Source organism: Streptomyces aureocirculatus (assembly GCF_000720475.1).
GTDB lineage: Bacteria > Actinomycetota > Actinomycetes > Streptomycetales > Streptomycetaceae > Streptomyces > Streptomyces aureocirculatus.
Genome location: NZ_JOAP01000018.1, coordinates 60,109 through 82,987 on the forward strand (window position 1 = coordinate 60,109; position 22,879 = coordinate 82,987).

Sequence of the window (22,879 nt, forward strand, 5' to 3'; positions counted from 1 at the left end):
GTTACGCCGCCGGGAGGCTGTCCAACTGTGCCTGGAGGCGGGCGATGTCCTGCTCGGCCTTGGCGAGCCGGCCGCGGATCTTGTCCACCACCTGGTCGGGCGCCTTCGCCAGGAACGCCTCGTTGCCGAGCTTGCCGGTGGCCTGGACCTTCTCCTTCTCGGCGGCGGCAAGATCCTTGGCGAGCCGCTTGCGCTCCGCCGCCACGTCGATCGTGCCCGACAGGTCGAGGGCCACCGTGGCACCCGAGACCGGCAGGGCCGCCGTGGCCGCGAAGCCCTCACCCTCCGGCTGGAGGCGCAGGAGCTGGCGGACCGCGGCCTCGTGCGGCGCGAACGGCGTGCCGTCCAGGGTGAGGCGGGCCGGGACCTTCTGGCCGGGCTGGAGGCCCTGGTCGGCGCGGAACCGGCGGACCTCGGTGACCAGCTCCTGGAGGGAGAGGATCTCCTTCTCGGCGGCGGTGTCCCGGAAGCCCGAATCGGTGGGCCACTGGGCGATCACGACCGACTCACCACCCGTGAGCGTGGTCCACAGCGTCTCCGTCACGAACGGCACGACCGGGTGCAGGAGCCGCAGCGTGACGTCGAGGACCTCGCCGAGGACGCGCTTGCTGACCTCGGCCGGGGCGCCGCCCGCCATGAACGTGGTCTTGGACAGCTCCACGTACCAGTCGAAGACCTCGTCCCAGGCGAAGTGGAACAGGGCGTCGGACAGCTTCGCGAACTGGTAGTCCTCGTAGTGCGCGTCGACCTCGGCGACCACCGTGTTCAGGCGGGAGAGGATCCAGCGGTCGGTCGCGGACATCTCGGCGGCGTCCGGGAGCGGGCCCTCGACCGTGGCGCCGTTCATGAGGGCGAAGCGGGTGGCGTTCCAGATCTTGTTGGCGAAGTTCCGGGAGCCCTGCACCCAGTCCTCGCCGATCGGGACGTCCACGCCCGGGTTGGCGCCGCGGGCGAGCGTGAAGCGCAGCGCGTCGGAGCCGTACTTGTCCATCCAGTCCAGCGGGTTGACCGCGTTCCCGAAGGACTTCGACATCTTCTTGCCGAACTGGTCGCGGACCATGCCGTGCAGGGCGATGGTGTGGAACGGCGGGGTGCCGTCCATCGCGTACAGGCCGAACATCATCATCCGGGCGACCCAGAAGAAGAGGATGTCGTAGCCGGTGACCAGGACGGAGTTCGGGTAGAACTTCGCGAGGCTCTCGGTGTTCTCGGGCCAGCCGAGGGTGGAGAACGGCCACAGGCCCGAGGAGAACCAGGTGTCGAGGACGTCGGTGTCCTGCGTCCAGCCCTCGCCGGCCGGTGCCTGATCGTCGGGGCCGACGCAGACGATTTCACCGTTCGGCCCGTACCAGACCGGGATGCGATGGCCCCACCAGAGCTGGCGCGAGATGCACCAGTCGTGGAGGTTGTCGACCCAGTCGAAGTAGCGCTTCTCCATCTCCTGCGGGTGGATCTTGACCTGGCCGTCACGGACCGCGTCGCCCGCGGCCTTGGCGAGCGGACCGACCTTGACCCACCACTGCATGGACAGACGCGGCTCGATCGTCGTCTTGCAGCGCGAGCAGTGCCCCACGGAGTGCGTGTACGGGCGCTTCTCGGCGACGATGCGGCCCTCCGCGCGCAGGGCGCCGACGATCGCGGAGCGGGCCTCCAGGCGGTCAAGGCCCTGGAAGGGACCGGAGACCGTGATCACGGCGTGCTCGTCCATGACCGCGATGTTCGGCAGGTCGTGGCGGCGGCCGATCTCGAAGTCGTTCGGGTCGTGGGCGGGCGTCACCTTGACGGCGCCGGTGCCGAATTCCGGGTCGACGTGCTCGTCCGCGACGACCGGGATGGTCCGGTCGGTGAGCGGCAGCTTGATCTGCTTGCCGACCAGGTGCCGGTAGCGCTCGTCCTCGGGGTGCACGGCGACGGCGGTGTCACCGAGCATCGTCTCGGCACGGGTGGTCGCGACGACGAGGGTCTCGTCGCCGTCCCCGTACTTGATCGACACCAGCTCGCCGTCGTCGTCCTGGTACTCCACCTCGATGTCCGAGATGGCGGTGAGACAGCGCGGGCACCAGTTGATGATGCGCTCGGCGCGGTAGATCAGCTCGTCGTCGTAGAGCCGCTTGAAGATCGTCTGGACGGACTTGGAGAGCCCCTCGTCCATGGTGAACCGCTCACGGGACCAGGCGACACCGTCCCCAAGGCGCCGCATCTGGCCGGAGATCTGGCCACCGGACTCGCCCTTCCACTGCCACACGCGCTCGACGAAGGCCTCCCGGCCGAGGTCGTGCCGCGACGTGCCCTCCTTGCCGAGCTCGCGCTCGACGACGTTCTGCGTGGCGATGCCCGCGTGGTCCATGCCCGGCTGCCACAGCACCTCGTACCCCTGCATGCGCTTGCGGCGGGTCAGGGCGTCGATGAGGGTGTGCTCGAAGGCGTGGCCCAGGTGCAGGCTGCCGGTGACGTTGGGCGGCGGGATGACGACGGTGAAGGGCTCCTTGTCGCTCTTCGCGTCCGCGTCGAAGTAACCACGCTCCACCCAGCGCTCATAGAGCACCCCTTCCACCTCGGACGGCGCGTACTGCGTCGGGAGTTCGGGGGCGGTCGCTGGCGGCTGCTGCTGAGCGTTCTCGGTCACGGGGTCAGTTTAGAGGTGTCACAGAGTGGTCCCGAAACCCGAATCTTCAGTAACGGTTGCCGCCCCGGTCCCCACGGTGCTCGCCGCGTCGGTCAGGATGTCGGGAACACATAAGCGCGCAGGAGAATGAGGGCGCGCACAGGCGTTCGAGGGGGATCTCCAAGTAATGAGCTACAACCAGCCGGGCCCGTACGGCGGGCAGCAGCCTCAGCAGCCCGGACCGTACGGCGGCGGCCAGCCGCAGCAGCCTGGCCCCTACGGCCAGCAGCCGCAGGCCCCGCAGCCCGGCTACGGCTATCCGCAGCAGCCGCCCCAGCAGCCGGGATACGGGTACCCGCAGCAGCCCCCGCAGGGCGTCCCGCCGCAGCAGCAGCCGTACGGCCAGCCCGGCTACGGCCAGCCGCAGCAGCCCGGCCCCTACGGGCAGCAGCCCCAGGGCCCCTACGGCCAGGTCCCCCCGCCCCCGCCGGGCGGAGGCGGCGGGAAGAAGACGGGCCTGATCATCGGCGCGGTCGCGGTCGTCGCGGCGATCGGTGTCGGCGCGTACTTCGTCCTGGGCGGCAGTGACAGCGGCGGCTCCGGCAAGGTCAAGGACGACGGCCCGCACAAGCTGACCACGCCCGAGACGGTGCTCACCGAGTACAAGAAGAAGCCGGGCGCCTCCGGCGAGGGCAGTGACATGTCCGCGGAGCAGACGAAGAACGCCGCGAAGTTCGGGGTGAAGAACCCCAAGGACATCGCGGCCCAGTACGGCACGGGCAACGAGGACAATCCGCTCGCGCAGAAGATCCTCCAGTTCAACGGCGTCTATGGAGAGATCGAGGACCCCGCGGCGGTCGTCGACAAGATGTTCGCGGAGGCCAAGAAGAAGTCCGAGGAGAGCGACGGCAGCAGCACCGGCCGCAAGGTGACCGTCGTCGGCGAGCCGAAGTCGTACAACCCGTCGGCGCTCGACGGCGCGGTGATGAAGTGCCAGGAGATGAAGTACTCCTTGGGCTCGTCGTCGTCCGGCGAGAGCCAGGGCCCGAAGGAGATGTCGATGGCCACCTGCATCTGGGGCGACAACAGCACCATCGGCTTGGTGGTCACCACGACCGTGGCGGACGCGCTCGCCAATAAGGCTGCCGACCTGGAAGGCGGCGCGGAGAAGGCGGCCGACTTCCGCAAGGAGGCCCGCGTCAAGCTCTGACGTCCTGCGACGTCCTGCGACGTCCTCTGAAGTACCGACGTACCGACGCCGGTCGCGTACGTGCAGCGGGCCCCGGCCGCCTCAGCCGGGGCCCGCTTCCGTCACGATGGGTGGCGCAGCACCGTATCCCGAAGGGGGAACCGAGGAATGAGCCACAACCAGCCGGGCCCGTACGACGGGCAGCAGCCCCAGCAGCCAGGCCCCTACGGGGGCGGCCAGCCGCAGCAGCCCGGCCCCTACGGCCAGCAGCCGGGGGCCCCGCAGCCCGGCTACGGCTACCCGCAGCAGCCGCCCCAGCCCCAGCCCCAGCCGGGATACGGGTACCCCCAGCAGCCCCCGCAGGGCGTCCCGCCGCAGCAGCAGCCGTACGGCCAGCCCGGCTACGGCCAGCAGCCCCCGTACGGGCAGCAGCCCCCCGCCCCCTACGGTCAGGTCCCGCCCCCGCCCGGCGGAGGCGGCGGCAAGAAGACGGGCCTGATCGTCGGCGCGGTCGCCGTGGTCGCGGCCATCGCCGTGGGCGCCTACTTCGTCCTGGGCGGCAGCGACAGCGGCTCCGGCGGGGTCAAGGACGACGGCCCGCACAAGCTGACCACGCCCGAGACCGTCCTTTCCGAGTACAAGAAGGAGCCCGGTGGCAGCGGCGGGGGCATGTCCTCCAGCGACATCAAGGAAGCCAAGAAGTTCGGGGTGAAGAACCCCAAGGACGTCAGCGCCCAGTACCAGGCGGGCGACAAGGAGAACCCGCTCAGCCTCAAGCTGATCGAGTTCGGGGGCGTGTACGGGGAGATCGCCGACCCCGAGAAGACCCTCGACGCCATGCTCGCCAACATGAAGAAAGAGTCCCAGGAGGACAAGGACAAGGACGGTGGCTCGGGCGGCCGGGACATCGAGTTGGTCGGCGACCCCAAGTCCTACGAGCCGGACTCCCTGGACGGCGCGATCCTCAAGTGCCAGGAGGCGAAGGCGTCCAACATGAACTCCGGCGGCTCCGGCGGGCCCAAGGAGATGAGGGTCGTGTACTGCCTGTGGGCGGACCACAGCACGCTCGGTTTCGCCGCGCCCATGGACGTCGCCGGCATGGCGTCGGGCAAGGCGGCGGACGCCGAGGCCGCGGCGGAGACCACCGCCAAGCTGCGCAAGGAGATCCGCGTCAAGATCTGACCCGCGGGGGTCGGACGGACAGCGCGAGGGCCCGGCTCCGGCCGGGCCCTCGGCACGGGGGGGCGCCTCGGCACGGGGGGCGCCCCGGCACGCACGAGGGGCGCCCGGCGAGATCAACTCGCCGGGCGCCCCTCGTCGTTGCCGTCGTGTCGGCTACGCGGACTTCTGCTCGCCGGGCCCCGAGCCCCGGACGTCGCGCGGCACCAGCGTCGGGTTCACGTTCGAGTGGACGACGTCCGCCGTGATGACGACGCGGGCGACGTCCTTGCGGGACGGGACCTCGTACATCACCGACTGGAGGACTTCCTCCATGATTGCGCGCAGACCGCGGGCGCCGGTCTGGCGGAGGATGGCCTGGTCGGCGATGGCTTCCAGGGCCGCGCGCTCGAAGTCCAGCTCCACTCCGTCGAGTTCGAAGAGGCGCTCGTACTGCTTGACGAGGGCGTTGCGCGGCTCGATCAGGATCTGGAGAAGTGCTTCGCGGTCCAGGTTGTGCACGGACGTGATGACCGGGAGGCGGCCGATGAACTCGGGGATCATCCCGAACTTCACCAGGTCCTCCGGCATGATGTCCTCGAACTGGTCCTTCTCCTCCAGCTCCCGCTTGGAGCGGATGGTGGCGCCGAAGCCGATGCCCTTGGCTCCCGCCCGCGCCTCGATGATCTTTTCGAGGCCTGCGAAGGCGCCGCCCACGATGAACAGCACGTTCGTCGTGTCGATCTGGATGAACTCCTGATGCGGGTGCTTGCGGCCGCCCTGCGGCGGCACGGAGGCCGTCGTGCCCTCCAGGATCTTCAGGAGGGCCTGCTGGACGCCTTCGCCGGACACATCGCGCGTGATCGACGGGTTCTCGCTCTTCCGCGCGACCTTGTCGATCTCGTCGATGTAGATGATGCCCGTCTCGGCCTTCTTGACGTCGTAGTCGGCGGCCTGGATGAGCTTCAGGAGGATGTTCTCCACGTCCTCGCCGACATAGCCCGCCTCCGTGAGCGCCGTCGCGTCGGCGATGGCGAAGGGGACGTTCAGCATGCGGGCGAGCGTCTGGGCGAGCAGCGTCTTGCCGGAGCCGGTGGGGCCGAGCAGCAGGATGTTGGACTTCGCCAGCTCGATGGCGTCCTCGCGGCCCTGTGCGCCGCCGTTCTCCCCGGCCTGGACGCGCTTGTAGTGGTTGTAGACCGCCACGGAGAGCGCCTTCTTGGCGGGTTCCTGGCCGACCACATACCCCTCGAGGAACTCGTAGATCTCGCGGGGCTTGGGCAGTTCCTCCCAGCGGACCTCGCTCGTCTCGGCGAGTTCTTCCTCGATGATCTCGTTACAGAGATCGATGCACTCATCGCAGATGTACACGCCGGGGCCTGCGATGAGCTTTTTGACCTGCTTCTGACTCTTTCCGCAGAACGAGCACTTGAGCAGATCGCCGCCGTCACCGATGCGTGCCACGGTGTGCTTCCCCTTCGCCTGGGAGACGCCCTTGGTCCAGCGGCTCCTGGTGCCTTGTATCCGACGGTACCTTGCCCGGCCCCCCGTTCGGGCCCCCCTTGGCGTGGTTCGCTTCGCCGAGGGCCGTGCCGAGGGGTGGGCGGATGGTGCTGCGGTGCCCCGGGCGAGGCCGACGGGCGGTCTCGTCCGGGGCTCGGCCGGGACTCAGAGAACCGAGTCGTTGTTCATCTTCCGGGTGGAGATGATCTGGTCGACCAGACCGTACGCCAGCGCGTCCTCGGCGGTGAGGATCTTGTCGCGCTCGATGTCGTCGCGGATCTTCTCGATCGGCGTCGTGGAGTGCTTGGCCAGCATCTCCTCGAGCTGCGTACGCATACGGAGGATCTCGTTGGCGGCGATCTCCAGGTCGGAGAGCTGCTCACGGCCCGTACCGCCGGACGGCTGGTGGATGAGCACGCGGGCGTTCGGCAGGGCCATGCGCTTGCCGGGCGTACCCGCGGCGAGGAGCACGGCGGCCGCGGAGGACGCCTGGCCCATGCAGACCGTCTGGATGTCGGGCTTCACGAACTGCATCGTGTCGTAGATCGCGGTGAGCGCCGTGAAGGAGCCGCCGGGGCTGTTGATGTAGACCGAGATGTCCCGGTCGGGGTCCATCGACTCCAGGCAGAGGAGCTGCGCCATGACGTCGTTGGCGGAGGCGTCGTCGATCTGGACGCCGAGGAAGATCACGCGCTCTTCGAAGAGCTTCGCGTACGGGTCGTACTCGCGCACGCCCTGCGAGGTGCGCTCGACGAAGCGCGGGATCACATAGCGGTTGTCCACCTGGGGGCCGGTGTGCAGGCCCGTGGCCTGGCCGATGGCGGGGAAGGTGTTCATCAGAGGTGTTCCGTCCTGGGTGTGAGCGTGGGCTTGGCCGACCGGGGTGCCTGTGTCAGGCGCCCGTGCCGCCGCCGCCCGGAACGCCCGAAGCGGCGCTGATGATCTCGTCGATGAGGCCGTACTCCTTGGCCTCGTCGGTGGTGAACCAGCGGTCGCGGTCACCGTCGCGGATGATCGTCTCGACCGTCTGGCCGGAGTGGCGGGCGGTGATCTCGGCCATGCGCTGCTTGGTGCGCAGCAGGTACTCCGCCTGGATCTTGACGTCCGACGCGGTGCCGCCGATGCCGGCGGAGCCCTGGTGCATCAGGATGTCCGTGTGCGGCAGGGCGAAGCGCTTGCCCGCGGCGCCGCCCGTCAGCAGGAACTGGCCCATGGAGGCGGCCATGCCCATGCCGATGGTGACGACGTCGTTCGGGATGTACTGCATGGTGTCGTAGATCGCCATGCCGGCGGTCACCGAGCCGCCGGGGCTGTTGATGTAGAGGTAGATGTCCTTCGAGGGGTCGGCCGCGAGGAGGAGCATCTGCGCCGTGATCTTGTTGGCGATGTCGTCGTCGACCTGCTGCCCGAGGAAGACGATCCGCTCGCCGAGCAGCCGGTTGTACACATGGTCGCCGAGGCCACCACCGATGGACGGCTCACCGGCTGCGTTGGGCATCAGATTCGTCACGTATCCACCTGCTCGTCTCTGACGGCACCGGCCGTCTCAGCATCTTCGTTCCGAGGGCAACGAGTCCACTGCCCTCGTATTCATGGACCCTAACGCGCGGGTCCCTTCGGGGAATCCCGCAGAGGCAACTGTTCGCTGTGAGCGCAGGTAGCGCCCCCTGCGGGGGCGCGGACCCACTCAGGGATGTGGCGCCACCCCGCCGGGGCCGGGGGGCCTGTGCGCCCCGTCAGGGGCGCGGGGAACTGCGCGGCCAGCCACAGTGGTGCCGCGGTCGCCGACGGAGCGCGGCCCGGCAGACGCGTCTGCCAGGTCCCGCGCCATGGCCCCTGCGGGTTGTCCTGGGTTGCTCGCGCAGTTCCCCGCGCCCCTGACGGGGCGCGACCACCCCGGAAAGGGGCGGGGCCCCCGGGGACACATGTCCCCGGGGGCCCAGCGGTTACGGCAGTGGAAGATCAGGCTTCGGGCTTCTCGTCGGCCTTGGCCGACTCCTCGGCGCCGGCCTCGGCGGAGGCGTCCGCCTGCCCACCCTCGACGGAGTCGGCAGCGTCGGCAGCGTCGTCCTCGTCCTCGAGGTCGACCACCTCACCGTTGGCGTCCTTGACGGTGGCCGCCTCGACGACCACGGCGAGCGCCTTGCCGCGGGCGACCTCGCCGACGAGCATCGGCACCTGGCCACCTTCCACGACGGCCTGGGCGAACTGGTCGGGGCTCATGCCGGAGGACTGCGCGCGACGCATGAGGTGCTCGGTGAGCTCCTCCTGGTTGACGTTCAGCTTCTCCTTGTTGACGAGCTCGTCCAGGACGAACTGCGTCTTGATGCCCTTGACCGCCTGCTCACGGGTCTCGGCGTCGAACTCTTCCTCGGTCTTGCCCTGGATCTCCAGGTACTTCGCGAGGTCGAGGCCCATCTGGCCGAGCTGGTGGTGCTCCAGGTTGTGCTTGCGGGTGCGGATCTCGTCCTCGAGCAGCTTCTCGGGGACGGGGACCTCGACCAGCTCAAGGAGCTTCTCCAGGACGCGCTCCTGAGCCTGCGTGGCCTGGTCGAACTGGCGGGCCGTCTCCAGGCGCTTGCGGCTGTCGGCCTTCAGCTCGTCCAGGGTGTCGAACTCCGACGCGAGCTGCGCGAAGTCGTCGTCCAGCTCCGGCAGTTCGCGCTTGGCGACCTGGGTGACCTTGACGGTGACCTCGGACTCCTTGCCGGCCGCCGAGCCGCCCTTCAGCTCGGAGGTGAAGGTGGCCTCGCCACCGGCCTCCAGGCCCTTCACGGCGTCGTCGATGCCTTCGAGCAGCTCGCCGGAGCCGATGGTGTAGGAGACGCCGGACGCGACGCCGTCCTCCAGGACCTCGCCCTCGACCTTGGCCTCCAGGTCGATCGTCACGACGTCGCCGTCCTCGGCGGCACGCTCGACCGGGGAGGTGGACGCGAAGCGCTCGCGCAGCTCCTCGACGGCCTTGTCGATGTCCTCGTCGGAGATCTCGACGGCGTCGACCTCGACCTCGATGCCGGAGTAGTCCGGGATCTCGACGGTCGGACGGACGTCGACCTCAGCGGTGAAGTTGAGGGTCTCGTTGTCCTTCAGCTCGGTGATGTCCACCTCGGGCTGGCCCAGGACGTTGAGCTCGGCCTCGTTGACCGCCTCGGTGTAGAACTTCGGGAGGGCGTCGTTGACGGCCTCCTCAAGCACCGCACCGCGGCCGAACCGCTGGTCGATGACGCGGGCCGGGATCTTGCCCTTGCGGAAGCCCTTCACCGTGACCTGCTGGTTGATCTTCTTGTACGCCGCGTCGAGGCTGTCCTTGAGCTCCTCGAAGGGCACCTCGACAGTGAGCCGAACCCGGGTCGGGTTCAGGGTCTCCACGGCGCTCTTCACGGTTCGGTCTCCTTGGTGGGCTGACTTCTTGGTTTCTGCCCGGTTGAGAGACACACGGGCACGCAGCTTGCATAGTAACGGCACGCGGGAGCCGACCCACAACGCGATCTTGGAAGAGGGACCGGACCGCCGGGGCCGTGCGGGCGCTCCCCCGCCGCGGGGAAGAGGCGGGGAGACGCCGGGGAGACGCCGGGAAGACACTGGGAGGACCCAGGGAGTCGCCCGGAGCCCGTGGGGAACAAGCCACACGGGCGGGGGACCGTACTGGTCGGGGTGGCGGGATTTGAACCCACGGCCTTCCGCTCCCAAAGCGGACGCGCTACCAAGCTGCGCCACACCCCGTCGGTGCGACACGTAGGGTACATGCCCGCAGGCAGCGCGACTCCCGGTTTACCGGGGCGCACGGAGGTGGTGTGCGGGGGTCCGCTCCGACCCGCTACGATGCTTGCCGTGCAGCGGTCACCGGCCTGGCGTCAGGATCGGTGGCGATCGACTGTGCGAAACATGCGGGCGTAGCTCAATGGTAGAGCCCTAGTCTTCCAAACTAGCTACGCGGGTTCGATTCCCGTCGCCCGCTCCAAGGCCTCCGGCCCGGTCCCCGAACACGTTCGGCGGGCCGGGCCGGACGCGTTCACGCCGTCGGGATCGCGTACCCGGCGCCCGGCCAGGGGCCCCGGGAGAGGGCCCGACCGGGCACGCGTGGGCATGCGGACACGCGGGCATGCGGACCCACGGGCACGCGGGCACACCCGTGGCGACGGACACACCCGTGCCCGTCGCCGTCAGAACTGTATGTCTCCGATGGTGTTCGCGAGCGAGTCCAGGAGTTCCTGGATGTCGTCGGCCATTCCCGTCGAGGCCAGGACGAACCCGAACAGGGCCGCGACGATGGCGGGCCATACCTTGATGTTCCCCTGACGAATCATCATGACAAGGACGATCGCCAACAGCAGTACCACTGACAGCGAAATGGCCACACTGATCACACCCTAGGTCGGTCGCTTGCCCGCCCGGGGGGTACGACCCGCACTCCCCCGCCAGAACCATCGTGCCACCAACAGGACCCCGTCATGCGGCCGGTGACACATCGTCGGCCAAGCCTTGACCAGCACTGCCCCCGCCCCGCGCGGCACTTGGGGAGCCACGGCCCACCGGTCACACGGGAACCACGGTTACCCGTACGGGAATTCGACGGTCCACCCGCGGGCGAATTCGACGTGATCGTTTCCATGGCCGGACAACGCCTCGACATCACAAGGGCACCGTCCCGTCACCCGTACACCGGGACGTTCACACAAGTTCCTCACAAGAATTCGAATTGTCGCCGAGGGCACACCGGGCGGGGTGTCATATTCCGCCACGACCCATTCAACATGGACATTCCACCCGAGTCCTCTGCGGGCGTTATGCACTATTTAAGCGGTATGAGCTATGACGTACCGGACAGTTGATCCTCGCGACACGAAGGTGACCGACATTCGAATTCCGGCCGGAGACGAACGGAGCAGGCCGGAGAACCGGAGAAACAGCGGTCGGTAACCGGCAACCGGTAACCGGTGAACTCCGTCGAAGTCCTGCGAACTCAGACGGGCACCGAGCACTGCCCGGGATGAATGAATTGAGGGTTTTACGGGAACACCACAGCGACGCTAGGGTGCCTCAGATGTTCCACGCTGCCACGACCCCCGCAGGCGCAGTGCGGTCCCGGATCGTCTCACCGAGCTCATGGTGGGAGGGCCTGTGACGAACTCCGTTCAACCGCACGGCAGGCACCGGGCGCCACTGCCTCCCGTACAGCCCCACGTACCGGAACCGGCCGCCGGAATGCCCGCCCCGCGCGTCCCCCGCTCCTCCGCCCCGAGAGTCCCGAGATCCCCGACGGCGTACGCGACATCCCCGACGGCGTACGCGACGCCCCCTGCGCCCGCCGGGCACGAAACCCGGGCCGCGGACAAGCCCGCCAAGCAACGCGACGCGTTCTTCGACAACGCCAAGTACCTGGCGATCGTGCTCGTCGCGATGGGCCACGCGTGGGAACCGCTGACGGACCACAGCCGCAGCGCCGAAGCGCTGTACATGACCGTCTACACCTTCCACATGCCGGCGTTCATCCTGATCTCCGGCTACTTCTCGCGCAGCTTCGACATGCGCCCCGACCGGCTCAAGCGCCTGGTGACCGGCGTCGCCGTGCCCTACGTGATCTTCGAGGTCGCGTACACCTTCTTCAAACGGTGGGGCGACGACGATCCGACGCAGCCGATCAGCCTGCTCGACCCGTGGTACCTGACGTGGTTCCTCATCGCCCTGTTCGTGTGGCGGCTGACCACTCCGCTGTGGAAGATCGTGCGCCGGCCGGTGCCCCTGGCCCTCGCCATCGCGGTGCTCGCCGTGATCTCGCCCGACATCGGCGACGACCTCGACCTGCAACGCGTCCTACAGTTCCTGCCGTTCTTCGTCCTCGGTCTCTTCATCAAGCCCGAGCACTTCCAACTGGTGCGGCGGCGCGAGGTGCGGATCCTGTCGGTCCCGGTGTTCGCGTGCGCGGTGGTGCTCGCCTACTGGGCCGCGCCGCGGATGACGTCGGTGTGGTTCTACCGCCGTGACAGCGCGCAGGAGCTGGGCGTCCCGTGGTGGGTCGGCATCGTCATGACCCTGGCCCTGTTCGGCTGCTCGGTGCTGCTCACCGCGTGCTTCTTCGCCTGGGTGCCGCGGCGGAAGATGTGGTTCACCGTCCTTGGCGCCGGCACGCTGTACGGCTATCTGCTGCACGGCTTCCTGGCCAAGGGCTCCCGGTTCTGGGGCTGGTTCGACGCCAACCCGTGGCTGCGCGAACCCACGGGCGAGGTGCTCGTGACCGTGATCGCGGCCGCCGTGGTCACCCTGCTCTGCACGCCTCCCGTGCAGCGCCTCTTCCGCTTCGCGATGGAGCCGAAGATGGAGTGGGCGTTCCGCAGGGACGCGGCCGCCATCGCCCGCGAACGAAGTTCGTCGGCGCGGCGCTAGCCGCACGCGGCTGTCCGGCTCCGCCCGCTCGTACGGCTCGTACGGCTCGTACGGCTCAGCCGAGTCCCAGGAGCGCGCGCATGTGCGCGTACTTCGCCGTGAGGCGGTCCCGGGTCGTCCCGTCCAGTACGGACAGGCGGCCCGGGTCCGCGTTGTGGGCCAGGTCGGCCTCCTTGACCAGGAGCGCGCCCGGCGTCCGGAGGATGCGGGCGGCGTACGCCTCCGGGGTCTCGCCGGGCCGCTTGGTGACCGCGAGGACGATCGCCTTGGTGGCCGGGGTCAGCGCCGCGTCCGCCAGCCACCCGGCCGACAGGGCGTCGTCCTCGACCGCGTCGTGCAGCCAGGCCGCCGCGATCTGCTCGTCGGACCCGCCCCGCTCCCGTACCCCCGCGGCGACCGCCGCCAGGTGCTCTGCGTAGGGCCGCCCCGCCTTGTCGGTCTGCCCGGCGTGCGCCCGCCGGGCCACCGCCTCCACCTCGGTCTGCGTCATCGGTGTCGTCAGTGTCATGACCGCGACCTTAGTGCCGCCCGTGCGGGCACCGCCGTGGCCACCAGGCCGAGCACCACGGCCGACCCGGCGAACGCCCCGTACAGAAGCGGCGGGATGTACGGGCCCTGGCCCGTGAGGCCCTTCATCATCGGGACGAGGGTGGCCAGCGCGATCGCGGTGCCGATGACGACACCCGCGCCCGTCACGAGCAGCGCCTCGAAGCGCACCATCCGCAGGACCTGGCGCCGGGTGGTGCCGATGAGCCGCAGGGTGCCCAGCTCGCGCCGCCGGTCGAGGACCGTCATGACGAGCGTGTTGGCGGCGGCGACCGCGGCGAAGCCGCCGAGCACGGCCGCCATGGTGGTGTTCGCCCAGGCGTTCAGCTCCCGGTCCTTGGACTGGGCCGTGGTGTAGTCGTCGCGGTCCAGGAGCGTGCCGTGGGAGGTGAGCTGCTTCAGGGCCGCGGCGGAGGCGCCCTTCGTCCAGACCTCCGTGGCGAACGCCGAGGTGACGTGCTGCTTCAACTCGTCGGCTGACAGCGTGACCTGGGCGAGCCCGAGGCCGCGTTCGTACGTCGCCACGACCGTAGGCCTGACCTTGGTGCCGTCGGGCAGGCGCAGGTCGACGCGGTCGCCGGTCTCGACCCGGGCGGAGTGGGCGAGGTTCGCGTCCAGGGCGATCCGGCCCTTGCCGAGGGCGAGTTCACCGGTCTTGACCTTCAGGTCCTGCACCTTCGCGAGGTCGGCGGCCGTGCCCGTGATGCCCTGGGTGCTCGCCGACTCCAGCCAGCGGTCGCCGCCCGAGCCGACGGGCAGGAGCACGGAGGTCTTGACCACGCCGACCGCGGCTCCGTCCCCGGCGACCGCCGCGCGTACGGCCGGCGCGTCGAAGCCGGTGTCCGACGTCACGATGTGGTCCGCCGTGATGCCGTCCCGCTGCTGGTCGGCCGCCACCTTGTCCTCGCTGGTGTGCATGAAGACGAGCGTGGAGGCGAACGCCATCGCGAGCACGATCGGGGTGATCGCGGACGCGAGGCGCCGGGAGTTGCTGCGGGAGTTCGCGGCGGCCAGCGACGCCGACGCGCCCGCCCCGCGCAGCGGCAGGCCGAACAGCGCCGCGCAGCCACGTGCCACGAGCGGCCCGAGCAGCGCCACCGCCAGCATGAACAGCATCACGACGCCGAGCGCCGCGTTCGCCGCGTCCTCGCCGGTGGTGGTGGCGGCGACCCGCGCGAGGATCACACCGCCGACCGTCGCGGCGACACCGAGGGGCGTGCGGATCCAGCCGACCGGCAGCGGCTCCACGGACGCCTCGCTCAGCGCCTGGCCCGGCTTGATGCGGGACGGGCGGCGCGCGGCCATGTACCCGGCGAGCAGGGCGGAGAGCACCGCCGTACCGGCCGCGATGAGCAGCGGGAGCCAGGAGACGGAGACCTCCACGGCCTGCGGGACCGCGCCCTTGTCCTTGAGCTGCCCGAACCACCAGCGTGCCAGGGCGATGCCGGGCAGACAGCCGAGCACACCCGCGAGCGGCGCGACGAGCAGGGACTCGGTGGCGATGGTGCGGCGGATCTGCCGGGGCGTGGTGCCGATGGCGCGAAGGAGCGCGAACTCGCGGGCCCGCTGGCCGACGGAGAGAGCGACCGTGCCGGCCGCCGTGAAGACGGCGACCGCCGTGGCGACGCCCCCGAAGGAGCCGCCGATGCCGGTGAGCATGTCCTTGGCCTCGTAGAGGCCCGGGTCCTCGACGGCACCGCGCGCGTCGCCGGTGTGCACGTCGGCCTTGTCCCCGAGGGCCTTCGCCACCTGGGCCTTGAGCGCGGAGGTGCTGACGCCGTCCTTGGGGAGTACGGCGACGGCGTCGACGCGTCCCGGGTGTCCGGAAACACGTACGGCGTCGGAGTCGGTGAACCAGGCCGTCGGCGCCGCTCCCGCGGCGATCCCGGAGACCCGGAAGTCGCGGGGGCCCTCCGCCGTGGTCAGCGTGACCTTCTGGCCGACGCGGGCCCCGGGAGCGCCGCCCGCGAGCACCACTTCCCCGGTGGCGGGGGCGCGGCCCGCGGAGAGCTTCTCGCCGGTGAAGGCGGTGGAGCCCCAGTTGTGCGCCGTCAGCTCGCTGTCGCCGTGCCGCACGGGGAAGGTGACGTCGGCGACGGCGGTGCGCGCGCCGGGCGCCGCGGCCGCCTTCGCCACCAGGGATGCGGCGATCCTGGCCCGGTCCGGCACGGGCATGCCCTCGTCCTCGCGGTCATCGCCGCCGCCGGTGACGAAGTGGGCCTTCTGGTCGGCGGCTGCCACCACCGGCGCGTCGGCGTAGCGCACCGGCGGCACCGAGGCGCGCAGCCCCGTCTCCAGGAGGATCCCGCACGCGGCCACGATCAGGGAGGCCATCGTGAGGGCGACGAACGTGCCCACGAACGCGGCGGGCTTGAAACGGACGGCCGCGCGGGCCAGGCCGTTGGGTACGAGGCTCACGCCGCGGCCCCCACGTACACGGGCGCGGTGAGCGCGGTCATGCGGTCCGCGATCCGGGCGGCGGGGGCGCGGTCCAGGTGGTCCACGATCCGGCCGTCGGCGAGGAACAGCGTGCGGTCGGCGTGCGCGGCGGCGGCCGGGTCGTGGGTGACCATCACGACCGTCGCGCCCATGCCGTCCACGGCCGAGCGCAGCAGGTTCAGGATCTCGGTGGCCGTGGTGGTGTCGAGGGCGCCGGTCGGCTCGTCGGCGAAGACCACGTCAGGGGACGTCACCAGGGCGCGGGCGATCGCCACGCGCTGCTGCTGGCCGCCGGAGAGCTGGCCCGGGCGGCGCCTGCCCTTGTCGCCGAGGCCCACCCGGGCCAGGACATCGGCGGCCCTGCGGCGGTCGGGGCGGTGGCCCGCCAGGCGCATCGGGAGCAGGACGTTCTGCTCGACGGTGAGCGAGGGGAGCAGGTTGAAGGCCTGGAAGACGAAGCCGAGGCGGGTGCGGCGCAGGGCCGTCAGCTTGTTCTCGCTCATGCCGGTGATCTCGGTGCCGCCGAGGTGGACGGTGCCGGCCGTGGGGCGGTCAAGGCCTGCCGCGCACTGCAGGAACGTGGACTTGCCCGAGCCCGAGGGGCCCATCACCGCGGTGAAGCTGCCGCGGGGCAGTTTCAGGTCTATGCCGCGCAGGGCGTGTACGGCGCCGGAGCCGCGGCCGTACTGGCGGCGCACCCCGTCCAGCTCCACGGCCCAGTCGCCGGTGCCGCCGTGGGGCTCCCCCGTCGTGTGCACGGGGGCCGCGATCTTCTCGCCCCGCTGCTTCTTCCTGCGCAGCCCCATGGCGTGCACCCTTTCCGTCGTTCCGCGTCCTGATTGCCTGATGCATCGAACGTACGGAGTCCGGGGTGTCCTGGACCATGAGGCGGCCCGGCCAGTGGGGGGTGGGGTTTCCCCCACCTCGGCGGTGGTGACGTGCCTGGTGGAGACCCTCGCGGGGCGCCCCAGGCCCACCCCTCCACCGAAACTGGGGCTCCGCCCCAGACCCCGCTCCTCAAACGCCGGAGAGGCTGAAACTCACCGGCACATCTCAAACGCGCCGGAGGGGCTGAGAAGAACGAGCCTGCTGCGGCACATATTCAGCCCGTCCGGCGTTTGAGGACGAGCGCGCAGCGCGATCGACGCCGCCCAAGGCCCCCGGCCAGCTCACGCGTCGCGGCAGATCAGCAGCAGCGCCCGATCGTCGTTGACGTCCTTGGCGACCGCCTCGATGAGGTGCCACGCGGCGCCGTGGAAGCCGCCGGGGACGTAGCGGTCCGCCTCCCCGGTGAGGCGGTCGATGCCCTCGGCGATGTCGCGGTCGGCGGCCTCGACGATGCCGTCGGTGAAGAGCATCAGGACGTCGCCGGGGCGCAGCGAACCCTTGACGGGGTCGAACTGGGCGCCGTCGTAGACGCCGAGGAGGGGGCCCTCGCCGGACTTCTCCTCCCAGCGGCCGGTGCCCGCGCTGAGCTGGAGGGCGGGGAGGTGGCCCGCGGAGAGGAGTTCGTAGTCGCCGGTGTCCAGGTCGAGGACGAGATGGATGGAGGTGGCGAAGCCCTCGTCCCAGTCCTGGCGGAGGAGGTAGCCGTTGGCGGCGGGCAGGAAGGCGTGCGGCGGCAGGGAGCCGAGCAGGCCGCCGAAGGCACCGGACAGGAGCAGGGCCCGGGAACCGGCGTCCATGCCCTTGCCGGAGACGTCGGTGAGGACGACCTCCAGAGTGCGCCCGCTGTTCGTGCGGGCGGCCACGACGAAGTCGCCGGAGAAGGACTGGCCGCCGGCCGGACGCAGCGCCATCTCCCGGTGCCAGCCGCGCGGCAGCTTCGGCAGCTTGCTCTGCACCCGGATGCGTTCGCGCAGGTCGAAGAGCATGGTGCCGCCGCCACGCCAGGGCACGCCGACGCGGCTGCGGAACTGGGCGATGAGGAGCCCGAAGAAGCCGCAGGCCGCGACGGTCAGGACGGTGCCGGGGGTGACCCGTGCGGGGCCCTCCGTGTAGGGGCCGAGCCGCGCGGACTCCACGATCAGCGCGGCGGCCGAGGCGGCGTACAGGCCGAGCAGGCTGGAGGGGCGCAGGAGCAGGCCGCCCGCGACGATGGGCAGGACGAGCGTGGACGGCGAGAACCACACGGGGTTGACGATCGTGCATGTGGTGATGACGGGGACGGTGAGGAGCAGCGCGGCGAGCGCCACCCAGTCGGAGCCGTCCCCGCGGAAGTAGTCGACACCGGATTTGCGCAGCCCTATCCGGGCCCGGTGCAGCCGCTTCTTCATCCGGGCCGGGAACGTCTCGGCTTCGGCGCGCCGCGCACGCTGCTCGCGTCGCTCGCGTCCTTCTCGTCGTACCGCCATTGCTCGTGGACCCTATCCACCGGGCCAGGCACTTCGCACGGGAGGTACCTCTTGTCCCCCTTCAGGGGCACCTCTCCTGTATCTCCGCACCCAGCGTCCACACGCACATTCCGGTACGCGGAAAACCCTTCGCCGCGCCCTGGGAGCCCTGGTAGGCATGGCATATGACAGCAGAATTGCGGGAGTTGGGCCAGAGCGACTGGGAGCAGTGGTACGCGACGCTGGAGCGGGCCTTCGGTGGTGTCGCCGAGGCGCAGGAGGAGCGTGAGCTGTGGCGGGATCTCACGGAGTGCGAGCGCTCGATCGGGGCCTGGGACGGTGACCTCTGCGTGGGTACGGCGGGCTCGTTCAGCTTCCGTCTGGCCGTGCCGGGCGGCGCCGTGGTGGACACGGCCGCCGTCACGATGGTGGGCGTGGCGGCGACGCACCGGCGCCGCGGCCTGCTCACGGCGATGATGCGGCGGCAACTGGACGACGTGCGTGAGCGGGGCGAGGCGGTGGCGATCCTGACGGCGTCGGAGCCCATGATCTACGGCCGGTTCGGGTACGGCACGGCGTCGTACGCCCTCCACCTGGAGATCGACACGAGCCGGGTGGACCTGGCGGTGCCGCCGGGCACGGACGACGTGCGGCTGCGTTACGCGGTGCCCGTCGAGGCCGGTCCCGCCCGCGAGGCGGTGTACGCGCAGCGGGTCGCGGGCCGTCCCGGCATGCTGGCGCGGCGCCCCGACTGGGAGCGCCTGATCACCCTGGACCCGCCGGGCCAGCGCGACGGCGCGTCACCGCAGCAGTGCGTGCTCGCCGAGCGCGACGGCGAGGCCGTCGGGTACGCGTTGTTCGCGGTCAAGCCCGAGTGGGACGTCCGGGGCGCCAAGGGCACGGTCCGGGTGCAGGACGTCGAGGCCCTCGACCCGACGGCGTACGCCGCGCTGTGGCGCTTCCTGTTCGACATCGACCTGACGTCGACGGTCCTCGCGCCGAACCGGCCGGTGGACGACCCGGTGGTGCAGCTCGTCTCCGACGTGCGCCGCTGCGACCTCCGCTTCCGGGACTCGCTGTACGTACGCCTGGTGGACGTCGGCGCCGCCCTGGAAGCGCGTACGTACCAGGCGCCGGTGGACGTGGTCCTCGACGTGGAGGACGCCTTCTGCCCCTGGAACGAGGGGCGCTGGCGTCTCGCGGGTGACGCCAAGGGGGCGTCCTGCAAGCGCGTGGACGCCGACGGCACGGCGGCCGACCTCGCCCTCTCCGTACGGGAGTTGGGCTCGGTCTATCTGGGCGGGGTGCCCCTCACCCAGCTCGCCGGGGCGGGACGGGTGCGGGAGCTGCGCCAGGGCGCGGTGGCGGAGACGTCACTGGCGTTCGGCTCGGCGTCGGCGCCGTGGCTGCCGCACGGCTTCTAGGATCGGCCCGCCGGTGGCTGGCAGGTGGGGCACCAGAACAGGTTGCGGGCGGCGAGGTCGGCGGTGCGGATCTCGCCGCCACAGATGTGGCAGGCCTGCCGGGCTCTGCGGTACACGTACACCTCGCCGCCGTGGTCGTCCACGCGCGGCGGGCGCCCCATCGCCTCCGGGGTGTGCTCGGGCCTGACCGTGTCGATGCGGTTCAGCCGCACTCCCTCGTGCATCAGTTCCACCAGATCCGCCCAGATCGCGGTCCACTGGGCGTACGTGAGGTCCTTGCCGGGGGTGTACGGGTCGATGCCGTGCCGGAACAGGACCTCCGCGCGGTAGACGTTGCCGACGCCCGCGACGATCTTCTGGTCGAGGAGGAGTGCGGCGACGGTGGTGCGGCTGCGGGAGATGCGGCGCCAGGCCGCGTCGGGGTCGTTGCCCTCCGCGCTTCGTGGGCGCAGGGGGTCCGGGCCTAGGCGGGCGTGTATCGCCTGCTTCTCCTCGGCGGTGATCAGGGCGCAGGTCGTCGGGCCGCGCAGGTCCATGTACGCGGTGTCGTTCGCCAGGCGGAGGCGGACCGTGTCCGTGGGTGGGGGCGGGGGCGCCGTGCCCAGGGTCACTTTGCCGAAGAGGCCCAGGTGGATGTGGATCCAGCCGGTTTCCGCGAAGCCCAGGAAGAGGTGCTTGCCGTGGGCCTCCGCCGTGGTCATCACCTGCCCTGTCACCAGGGCCGCGCTGTCGGAGAACTTGCCCTGCGGGCTGCTCGCCCCCACCGCCCGCCCCTCGAACCGCTCCCGGTGCTCGGCCGCGAGACGGTGAATGGTGTGACCTTCCGGCACGGGTCTCTCCTGTGGGGGGTGGGGGTGGGTCCTCGCGGGGGCGCCCCAGTCCCGCCCCTTTCCCGTGACCAAGGGGCTCCGCCCCCTGGACCCCCGGTCCCCAAACGCCGGACGGGCTGAATATCTGCCGCACCGGCGAAAGTTTCAGCCCCTCCGGCGTTTGAGGAGCGGGGTCTGGGGCGGAGCCCCAGGGTTGGACCTCAGCCCTGCTGAGGGTGGTGGGCCGGGACGGCGGGGAGTTCGCCGGTGGTCTCGTAGGCCGTGAGCATCTCGATGCGTCGGGTGTGGCGGGGCTCGCCCGAGTACGGCGTACCGAGGAAGATCTCGACGAACTTGGTGGCCTCGTCCTGGGTGTGCATGCGGCCACCGATGGAGATCACGTTGGCGCCATTGTGCTCACGCCCGAGCGCGGCGGTCTGCTCACTCCACGCGAGAGCGGCCCGCACCCCCTTGACCTTGTTCGCCGCGATCTGCTCCCCGTTGCCGGAGCCACCGATGACGATGCCGAGGGACTCGGGGTCCGCGGCCGTCCGCTCGGCGGCGCGCAGACAGAACGGCGGGTAGTCGTCCTGGGCGTCGTAGATGTGGGGCCCGCAGTCGACGGGCTCGTGCCCGTGCGCCTTGAGCCATTCGACGAGGTGGTTCTTGAGTTCGTAGCCGGCATGATCCGAGCCGAGGTACACGCGCATGCGTCCGAGTGTGGCATGTGCCGCGGCGGGCAGACGCCACGGGGCCGGGGCGCCGCCCGCCTTCCGCGGGGCCCGCACCCGCCCATTGGTACAGGCCACATGGGCGGCCGGTGATCGTCCGTAACCGATCGTTCACACAGGATTCCGGTGAATACAACGATCCGGAGACGGGTCTTTCGTCCCGTACGGCCCTGAGCTTGAATGCGGAAGCTCTGCCCGTGAACCAAAGGATCTGCTTATGACCTCGCAACCGTCCCTTGCGAAGGAAGACAGCACCCCCGACGGGCCCGTGAAATCCCAGCCGGGGAGCGGGAACGGCGGCGGTGACGGCGACGGCCTCCAGGCCGGCCTGAAGAATCGCCATCTGTCGATGATCGCCATCGGCGGTGTGATCGGAGCGGGTCTCTTCGTCGGCTCCTCGTCCGGCATCAAGGCCGCGGGCCCCGCGATCCTCGTGTCGTACGCCCTCGTCGGCACGATGGTCGTCCTGGTGATGCGGATGCTCGGCGAGATGGCCGCGGCCCGACCGACCTCCGGGTCCTTCTCGGCCTACGCCGACCAGGCGCTCGGCCGCTGGGCGGGCTTCTCCATCGGCTGGTTGTACTGGTTCTTCTGGGTCGTGGTGCTCGCGGTGGAGGCCACCGCGGGAGCCGTGATCCTGGAGGGCTGGGTGCCCGCGATACCGCAGTGGGGCTGGGCGCTCATCGTGATGGTGGTGCTCACCGCGACGAACCTCGTCTCGGTCGGCTCCTACGGCGAGTTCGAGTTCTGGTTCGCCGGGATCAAGGTCGTCGCCATCGGCGGATTCGTGCTCATCGGGATGCTCGCCGTGTTCGGTGTGCTGCCGGGCTCGGACAACCCGGGCAAGGGCTTCGCCCACCTCACGGACGCGGGCGGCTTCATGCCGGAGGGCGCGGGCGCGATCCTCACGGGTGTGCTCATGGTCGTCTTCTCCTTCATGGGCTCGGAGATCGTCACGCTCGCCGCCGGTGAGTCGGAGGACCCGCAGCGTGCCGTCACCAAGGCCACGAACAGCGTCATCTGGCGCATCGGCGTCTTCTACCTGGGCTCGATCTTCGTGGTCGTGACGCTGCTGCCCTGGAACGACAAGTCCATCGCCAAGGACGGCTCGTACGTCGCCGCGCTGAACTCGATCGGCATTCCGCACGCCGGTCAGGTGATGAACGTGATCGTGCTCACCGCGGTGCTCTCCTGCCTCAACTCCGGTCTGTACACCGCGTCCCGGATGGCCTTCTCGCTCGGGCAGCGCGGGGACGCGCCGAAGGCCTTCGCCCGCACCAACGCGAGCGGCGTGCCGCGCACGGCCATCCTCGGCTCGGTGGTGTTCGGCTTCGTCGCCGTGTGGTTCAACTACCAGTGGCCGGACACCGTCTTCGACTTCCTGCTGAACTCCTCCGGCGCCGTCGCGCTGTTCGTCTGGCTCGTCATCTGTTTCACGCAGCTCAGGATGCGCGGCATCATCCTGCGCGAGGAGCCGGAGAAGCTGGTCGTGAAGATGTGGCTCTTCCCGTATCTGACCTGGGTCACCATCGGCATGATCTCGTTCGTGATCGTCTACATGCTGTACGACGACGCCGGGCGCAAGCAGATGCTGCTCTCGCTCCTTGTGGCGGCCCTCGTGCTCGGGTTCGCCCTGGTGCGCGAGAAGATCCGGCCCCGTGCCGCGGAGAAGCTTCCCCGGGCCTGACCGCTCCGACCGTCCTGACCCTGACCGCCTGTCGCGGGGCGCCCCTTACCGAGGGGTGCCCCGCTTTCTTG

Annotated in this window: 17 protein-coding genes and 2 tRNA genes; 6 read left to right on the plus strand and 13 right to left on the minus strand. The window is 70.3% G+C overall.

The window, feature by feature from the left end; translation table 11 throughout:
- Position 1 precedes the first annotated feature (1 nt).
- Complete coding sequence (locus tag IG78_RS0117370) at positions 2–2,626, minus strand: valine--tRNA ligase (protein WP_030564073.1); 2,625 nt, start codon at positions 2,624–2,626, stop codon at positions 2–4.
- Between the two features lie 166 nt (positions 2,627–2,792).
- Between IG78_RS0117370 and IG78_RS0117375 the strand changes: the two genes are divergently transcribed.
- Both IG78_RS0117375 and IG78_RS0117380 read left to right on the plus strand, forming a co-directional pair.
- Positions 2,793–3,815: a hypothetical protein gene (locus IG78_RS0117375; RefSeq protein ID WP_030564075.1), complete on the plus strand. Its 1,023-nt coding sequence runs from the start codon at positions 2,793–2,795 to the stop codon at positions 3,813–3,815.
- A gap of 147 nt (positions 3,816–3,962) precedes the next feature.
- Positions 3,963–4,976, plus strand: a complete 1,014-nt coding sequence (locus tag IG78_RS0117380; protein WP_030564076.1) for a hypothetical protein — start codon at positions 3,963–3,965, stop codon at positions 4,974–4,976.
- Between the two features lie 153 nt (positions 4,977–5,129).
- Here the strand turns inward: IG78_RS0117380 and clpX are convergent, their stop codons facing one another.
- From clpX to IG78_RS0117405, 5 genes are all read right to left on the minus strand, one after another.
- Positions 5,130–6,416: an ATP-dependent Clp protease ATP-binding subunit ClpX gene (gene clpX / locus IG78_RS0117385; protein ID WP_030564078.1), complete on the minus strand. Its 1,287-nt coding sequence runs from the start codon at positions 6,414–6,416 to the stop codon at positions 5,130–5,132.
- A 204-nt stretch (positions 6,417–6,620) separates the two neighbouring features.
- Positions 6,621–7,292: an ATP-dependent Clp protease proteolytic subunit gene (locus tag IG78_RS0117390; protein WP_030564080.1), complete on the minus strand. Its 672-nt coding sequence runs from the start codon at positions 7,290–7,292 to the stop codon at positions 6,621–6,623.
- A 55-nt stretch (positions 7,293–7,347) separates the two neighbouring features.
- The gene (locus IG78_RS0117395) at positions 7,348–7,953 is read right to left on the minus strand and encodes an ATP-dependent Clp protease proteolytic subunit (protein ID WP_030564081.1); all 606 of its coding nucleotides are present in this window, start codon (positions 7,951–7,953) and stop codon (positions 7,348–7,350) included.
- A 464-nt stretch (positions 7,954–8,417) separates the two neighbouring features.
- Entirely contained in the window at positions 8,418–9,836 is a 1,419-nt protein-coding gene (tig, locus tag IG78_RS0117400) for a trigger factor (protein WP_030564083.1), read from the minus strand.
- A gap of 265 nt (positions 9,837–10,101) precedes the next feature.
- Positions 10,102–10,178, minus strand: a tRNA-Pro gene (locus IG78_RS0117405).
- A gap of 164 nt (positions 10,179–10,342) precedes the next feature.
- Here IG78_RS0117405 and IG78_RS0117410 point away from each other — a divergent pair.
- A tRNA-Gly gene (locus tag IG78_RS0117410) sits at positions 10,343–10,416 on the plus strand.
- Between the two features lie 202 nt (positions 10,417–10,618).
- Here IG78_RS0117410 and IG78_RS0117415 read toward each other — a convergent pair.
- On the minus strand, positions 10,619–10,813 hold the full coding sequence (locus IG78_RS0117415; RefSeq protein WP_030564085.1) for a hypothetical protein: 195 nt from the start codon (positions 10,811–10,813) through the stop codon (positions 10,619–10,621).
- A 763-nt stretch (positions 10,814–11,576) separates the two neighbouring features.
- On the opposite strand from IG78_RS0117415, the gene IG78_RS0117420 reads away from it, so the two are divergent.
- Positions 11,577–12,839 (plus strand): acyltransferase family protein, encoded by a 1,263-nt coding sequence (locus IG78_RS0117420; protein ID WP_030564087.1) that lies wholly within the window; start codon positions 11,577–11,579, stop codon positions 12,837–12,839.
- Between the two features lie 55 nt (positions 12,840–12,894).
- Here IG78_RS0117420 and IG78_RS0117425 read toward each other — a convergent pair whose 3' ends face one another.
- The 4 genes from IG78_RS0117425 to IG78_RS0117440 form a co-directional block, all read right to left on the minus strand.
- Positions 12,895–13,347 (minus strand): HD domain-containing protein, encoded by a 453-nt coding sequence (locus IG78_RS0117425; protein WP_030564089.1) that lies wholly within the window; start codon positions 13,345–13,347, stop codon positions 12,895–12,897.
- A complete protein-coding gene (locus IG78_RS0117430; RefSeq protein WP_030564091.1) occupies positions 13,344–15,803 on the minus strand; it encodes an ABC transporter permease in 2,460 nt (819 codons plus the stop codon). The genes IG78_RS0117425 and IG78_RS0117430 overlap by 4 nt, the downstream gene beginning before the upstream one ends.
- A complete protein-coding gene (locus tag IG78_RS0117435) occupies positions 15,800–16,630 on the minus strand; it encodes an ABC transporter ATP-binding protein (RefSeq protein ID WP_030564093.1) in 831 nt (276 codons plus the stop codon). Before IG78_RS0117435 ends, IG78_RS0117430 begins: the two co-directional genes overlap by 4 nt.
- A 363-nt stretch (positions 16,631–16,993) precedes the next feature.
- Positions 16,994–18,178, minus strand: a complete 1,185-nt coding sequence (locus IG78_RS0117440; RefSeq protein WP_030564095.1) for a PP2C family protein-serine/threonine phosphatase — start codon at positions 18,176–18,178, stop codon at positions 16,994–16,996.
- A 164-nt stretch (positions 18,179–18,342) separates the two neighbouring features.
- Between IG78_RS0117440 and IG78_RS0117445 the strand changes: the two genes are divergently transcribed.
- Entirely contained in the window at positions 18,343–19,581 is a 1,239-nt protein-coding gene (locus tag IG78_RS0117445) for a GNAT family N-acetyltransferase (protein WP_030564097.1), read from the plus strand.
- On the opposite strand, the gene IG78_RS0117450 is transcribed toward IG78_RS0117445, so the two are convergent.
- Positions 19,578–20,411, minus strand: coding sequence for an Fpg/Nei family DNA glycosylase (locus IG78_RS0117450; protein WP_030564099.1), 834 nt, complete (start codon positions 20,409–20,411; stop codon positions 19,578–19,580). The two genes, IG78_RS0117445 and IG78_RS0117450, sit on opposite strands and share 4 nt — an antisense overlap.
- A 200-nt stretch (positions 20,412–20,611) precedes the next feature.
- Positions 20,612–21,100, minus strand: a complete 489-nt coding sequence (locus IG78_RS0117455) for a ribose-5-phosphate isomerase (RefSeq protein ID WP_030564101.1) — start codon at positions 21,098–21,100, stop codon at positions 20,612–20,614.
- Positions 21,101–21,338: 238 nt separating this feature from the next.
- Here IG78_RS0117455 and IG78_RS0117460 point away from each other — a divergent pair, with 238 nt between their 5' ends.
- The gene (locus IG78_RS0117460) at positions 21,339–22,808 is read left to right on the plus strand and encodes an amino acid permease (RefSeq protein ID WP_030564103.1); all 1,470 of its coding nucleotides are present in this window, start codon (positions 21,339–21,341) and stop codon (positions 22,806–22,808) included.
- The last annotated feature ends 71 nt before the right edge of the window (positions 22,809–22,879 follow it).

What these genes read in the sequence shown, in the direction of transcription:
- IG78_RS0117460 (WP_030564103.1), top strand. Translation starts at nt 21,339, where the DNA reads ATGACCTCGCAACCGTCCCTTGCGAAGGAAGACAGCACCCCCGACGGG.
- IG78_RS0117455 (WP_030564101.1), bottom strand. Translation starts at nt 21,100, where the DNA reads ATGCGCGTGTACCTCGGCTCGGATCATGCCGGCTACGAACTCAAGAAC.
- IG78_RS0117435 (WP_030564093.1), bottom strand. Translation starts at nt 16,630, where the DNA reads ATGGGGCTGCGCAGGAAGAAGCAGCGGGGCGAGAAGATCGCGGCCCCC.
- IG78_RS0117445 (WP_030564097.1), top strand. Translation starts at nt 18,343, where the DNA reads ATGACAGCAGAATTGCGGGAGTTGGGCCAGAGCGACTGGGAGCAGTGG.
- IG78_RS0117390 (WP_030564080.1), bottom strand. Translation starts at nt 7,292, where the DNA reads ATGAACACCTTCCCCGCCATCGGCCAGGCCACGGGCCTGCACACCGGC.
- IG78_RS0117395 (WP_030564081.1), bottom strand. Translation starts at nt 7,953, where the DNA reads ATGCCCAACGCAGCCGGTGAGCCGTCCATCGGTGGTGGCCTCGGCGAC.
- IG78_RS0117380 (WP_030564076.1), top strand. Translation starts at nt 3,963, where the DNA reads ATGAGCCACAACCAGCCGGGCCCGTACGACGGGCAGCAGCCCCAGCAG.
- IG78_RS0117425 (WP_030564089.1), bottom strand. Translation starts at nt 13,347, where the DNA reads ATGACACTGACGACACCGATGACGCAGACCGAGGTGGAGGCGGTGGCC.
- IG78_RS0117375 (WP_030564075.1), top strand. Translation starts at nt 2,793, where the DNA reads ATGAGCTACAACCAGCCGGGCCCGTACGGCGGGCAGCAGCCTCAGCAG.
- IG78_RS0117440 (WP_030564095.1), bottom strand. Translation starts at nt 18,178, where the DNA reads ATGGCGGTACGACGAGAAGGACGCGAGCGACGCGAGCAGCGTGCGCGG.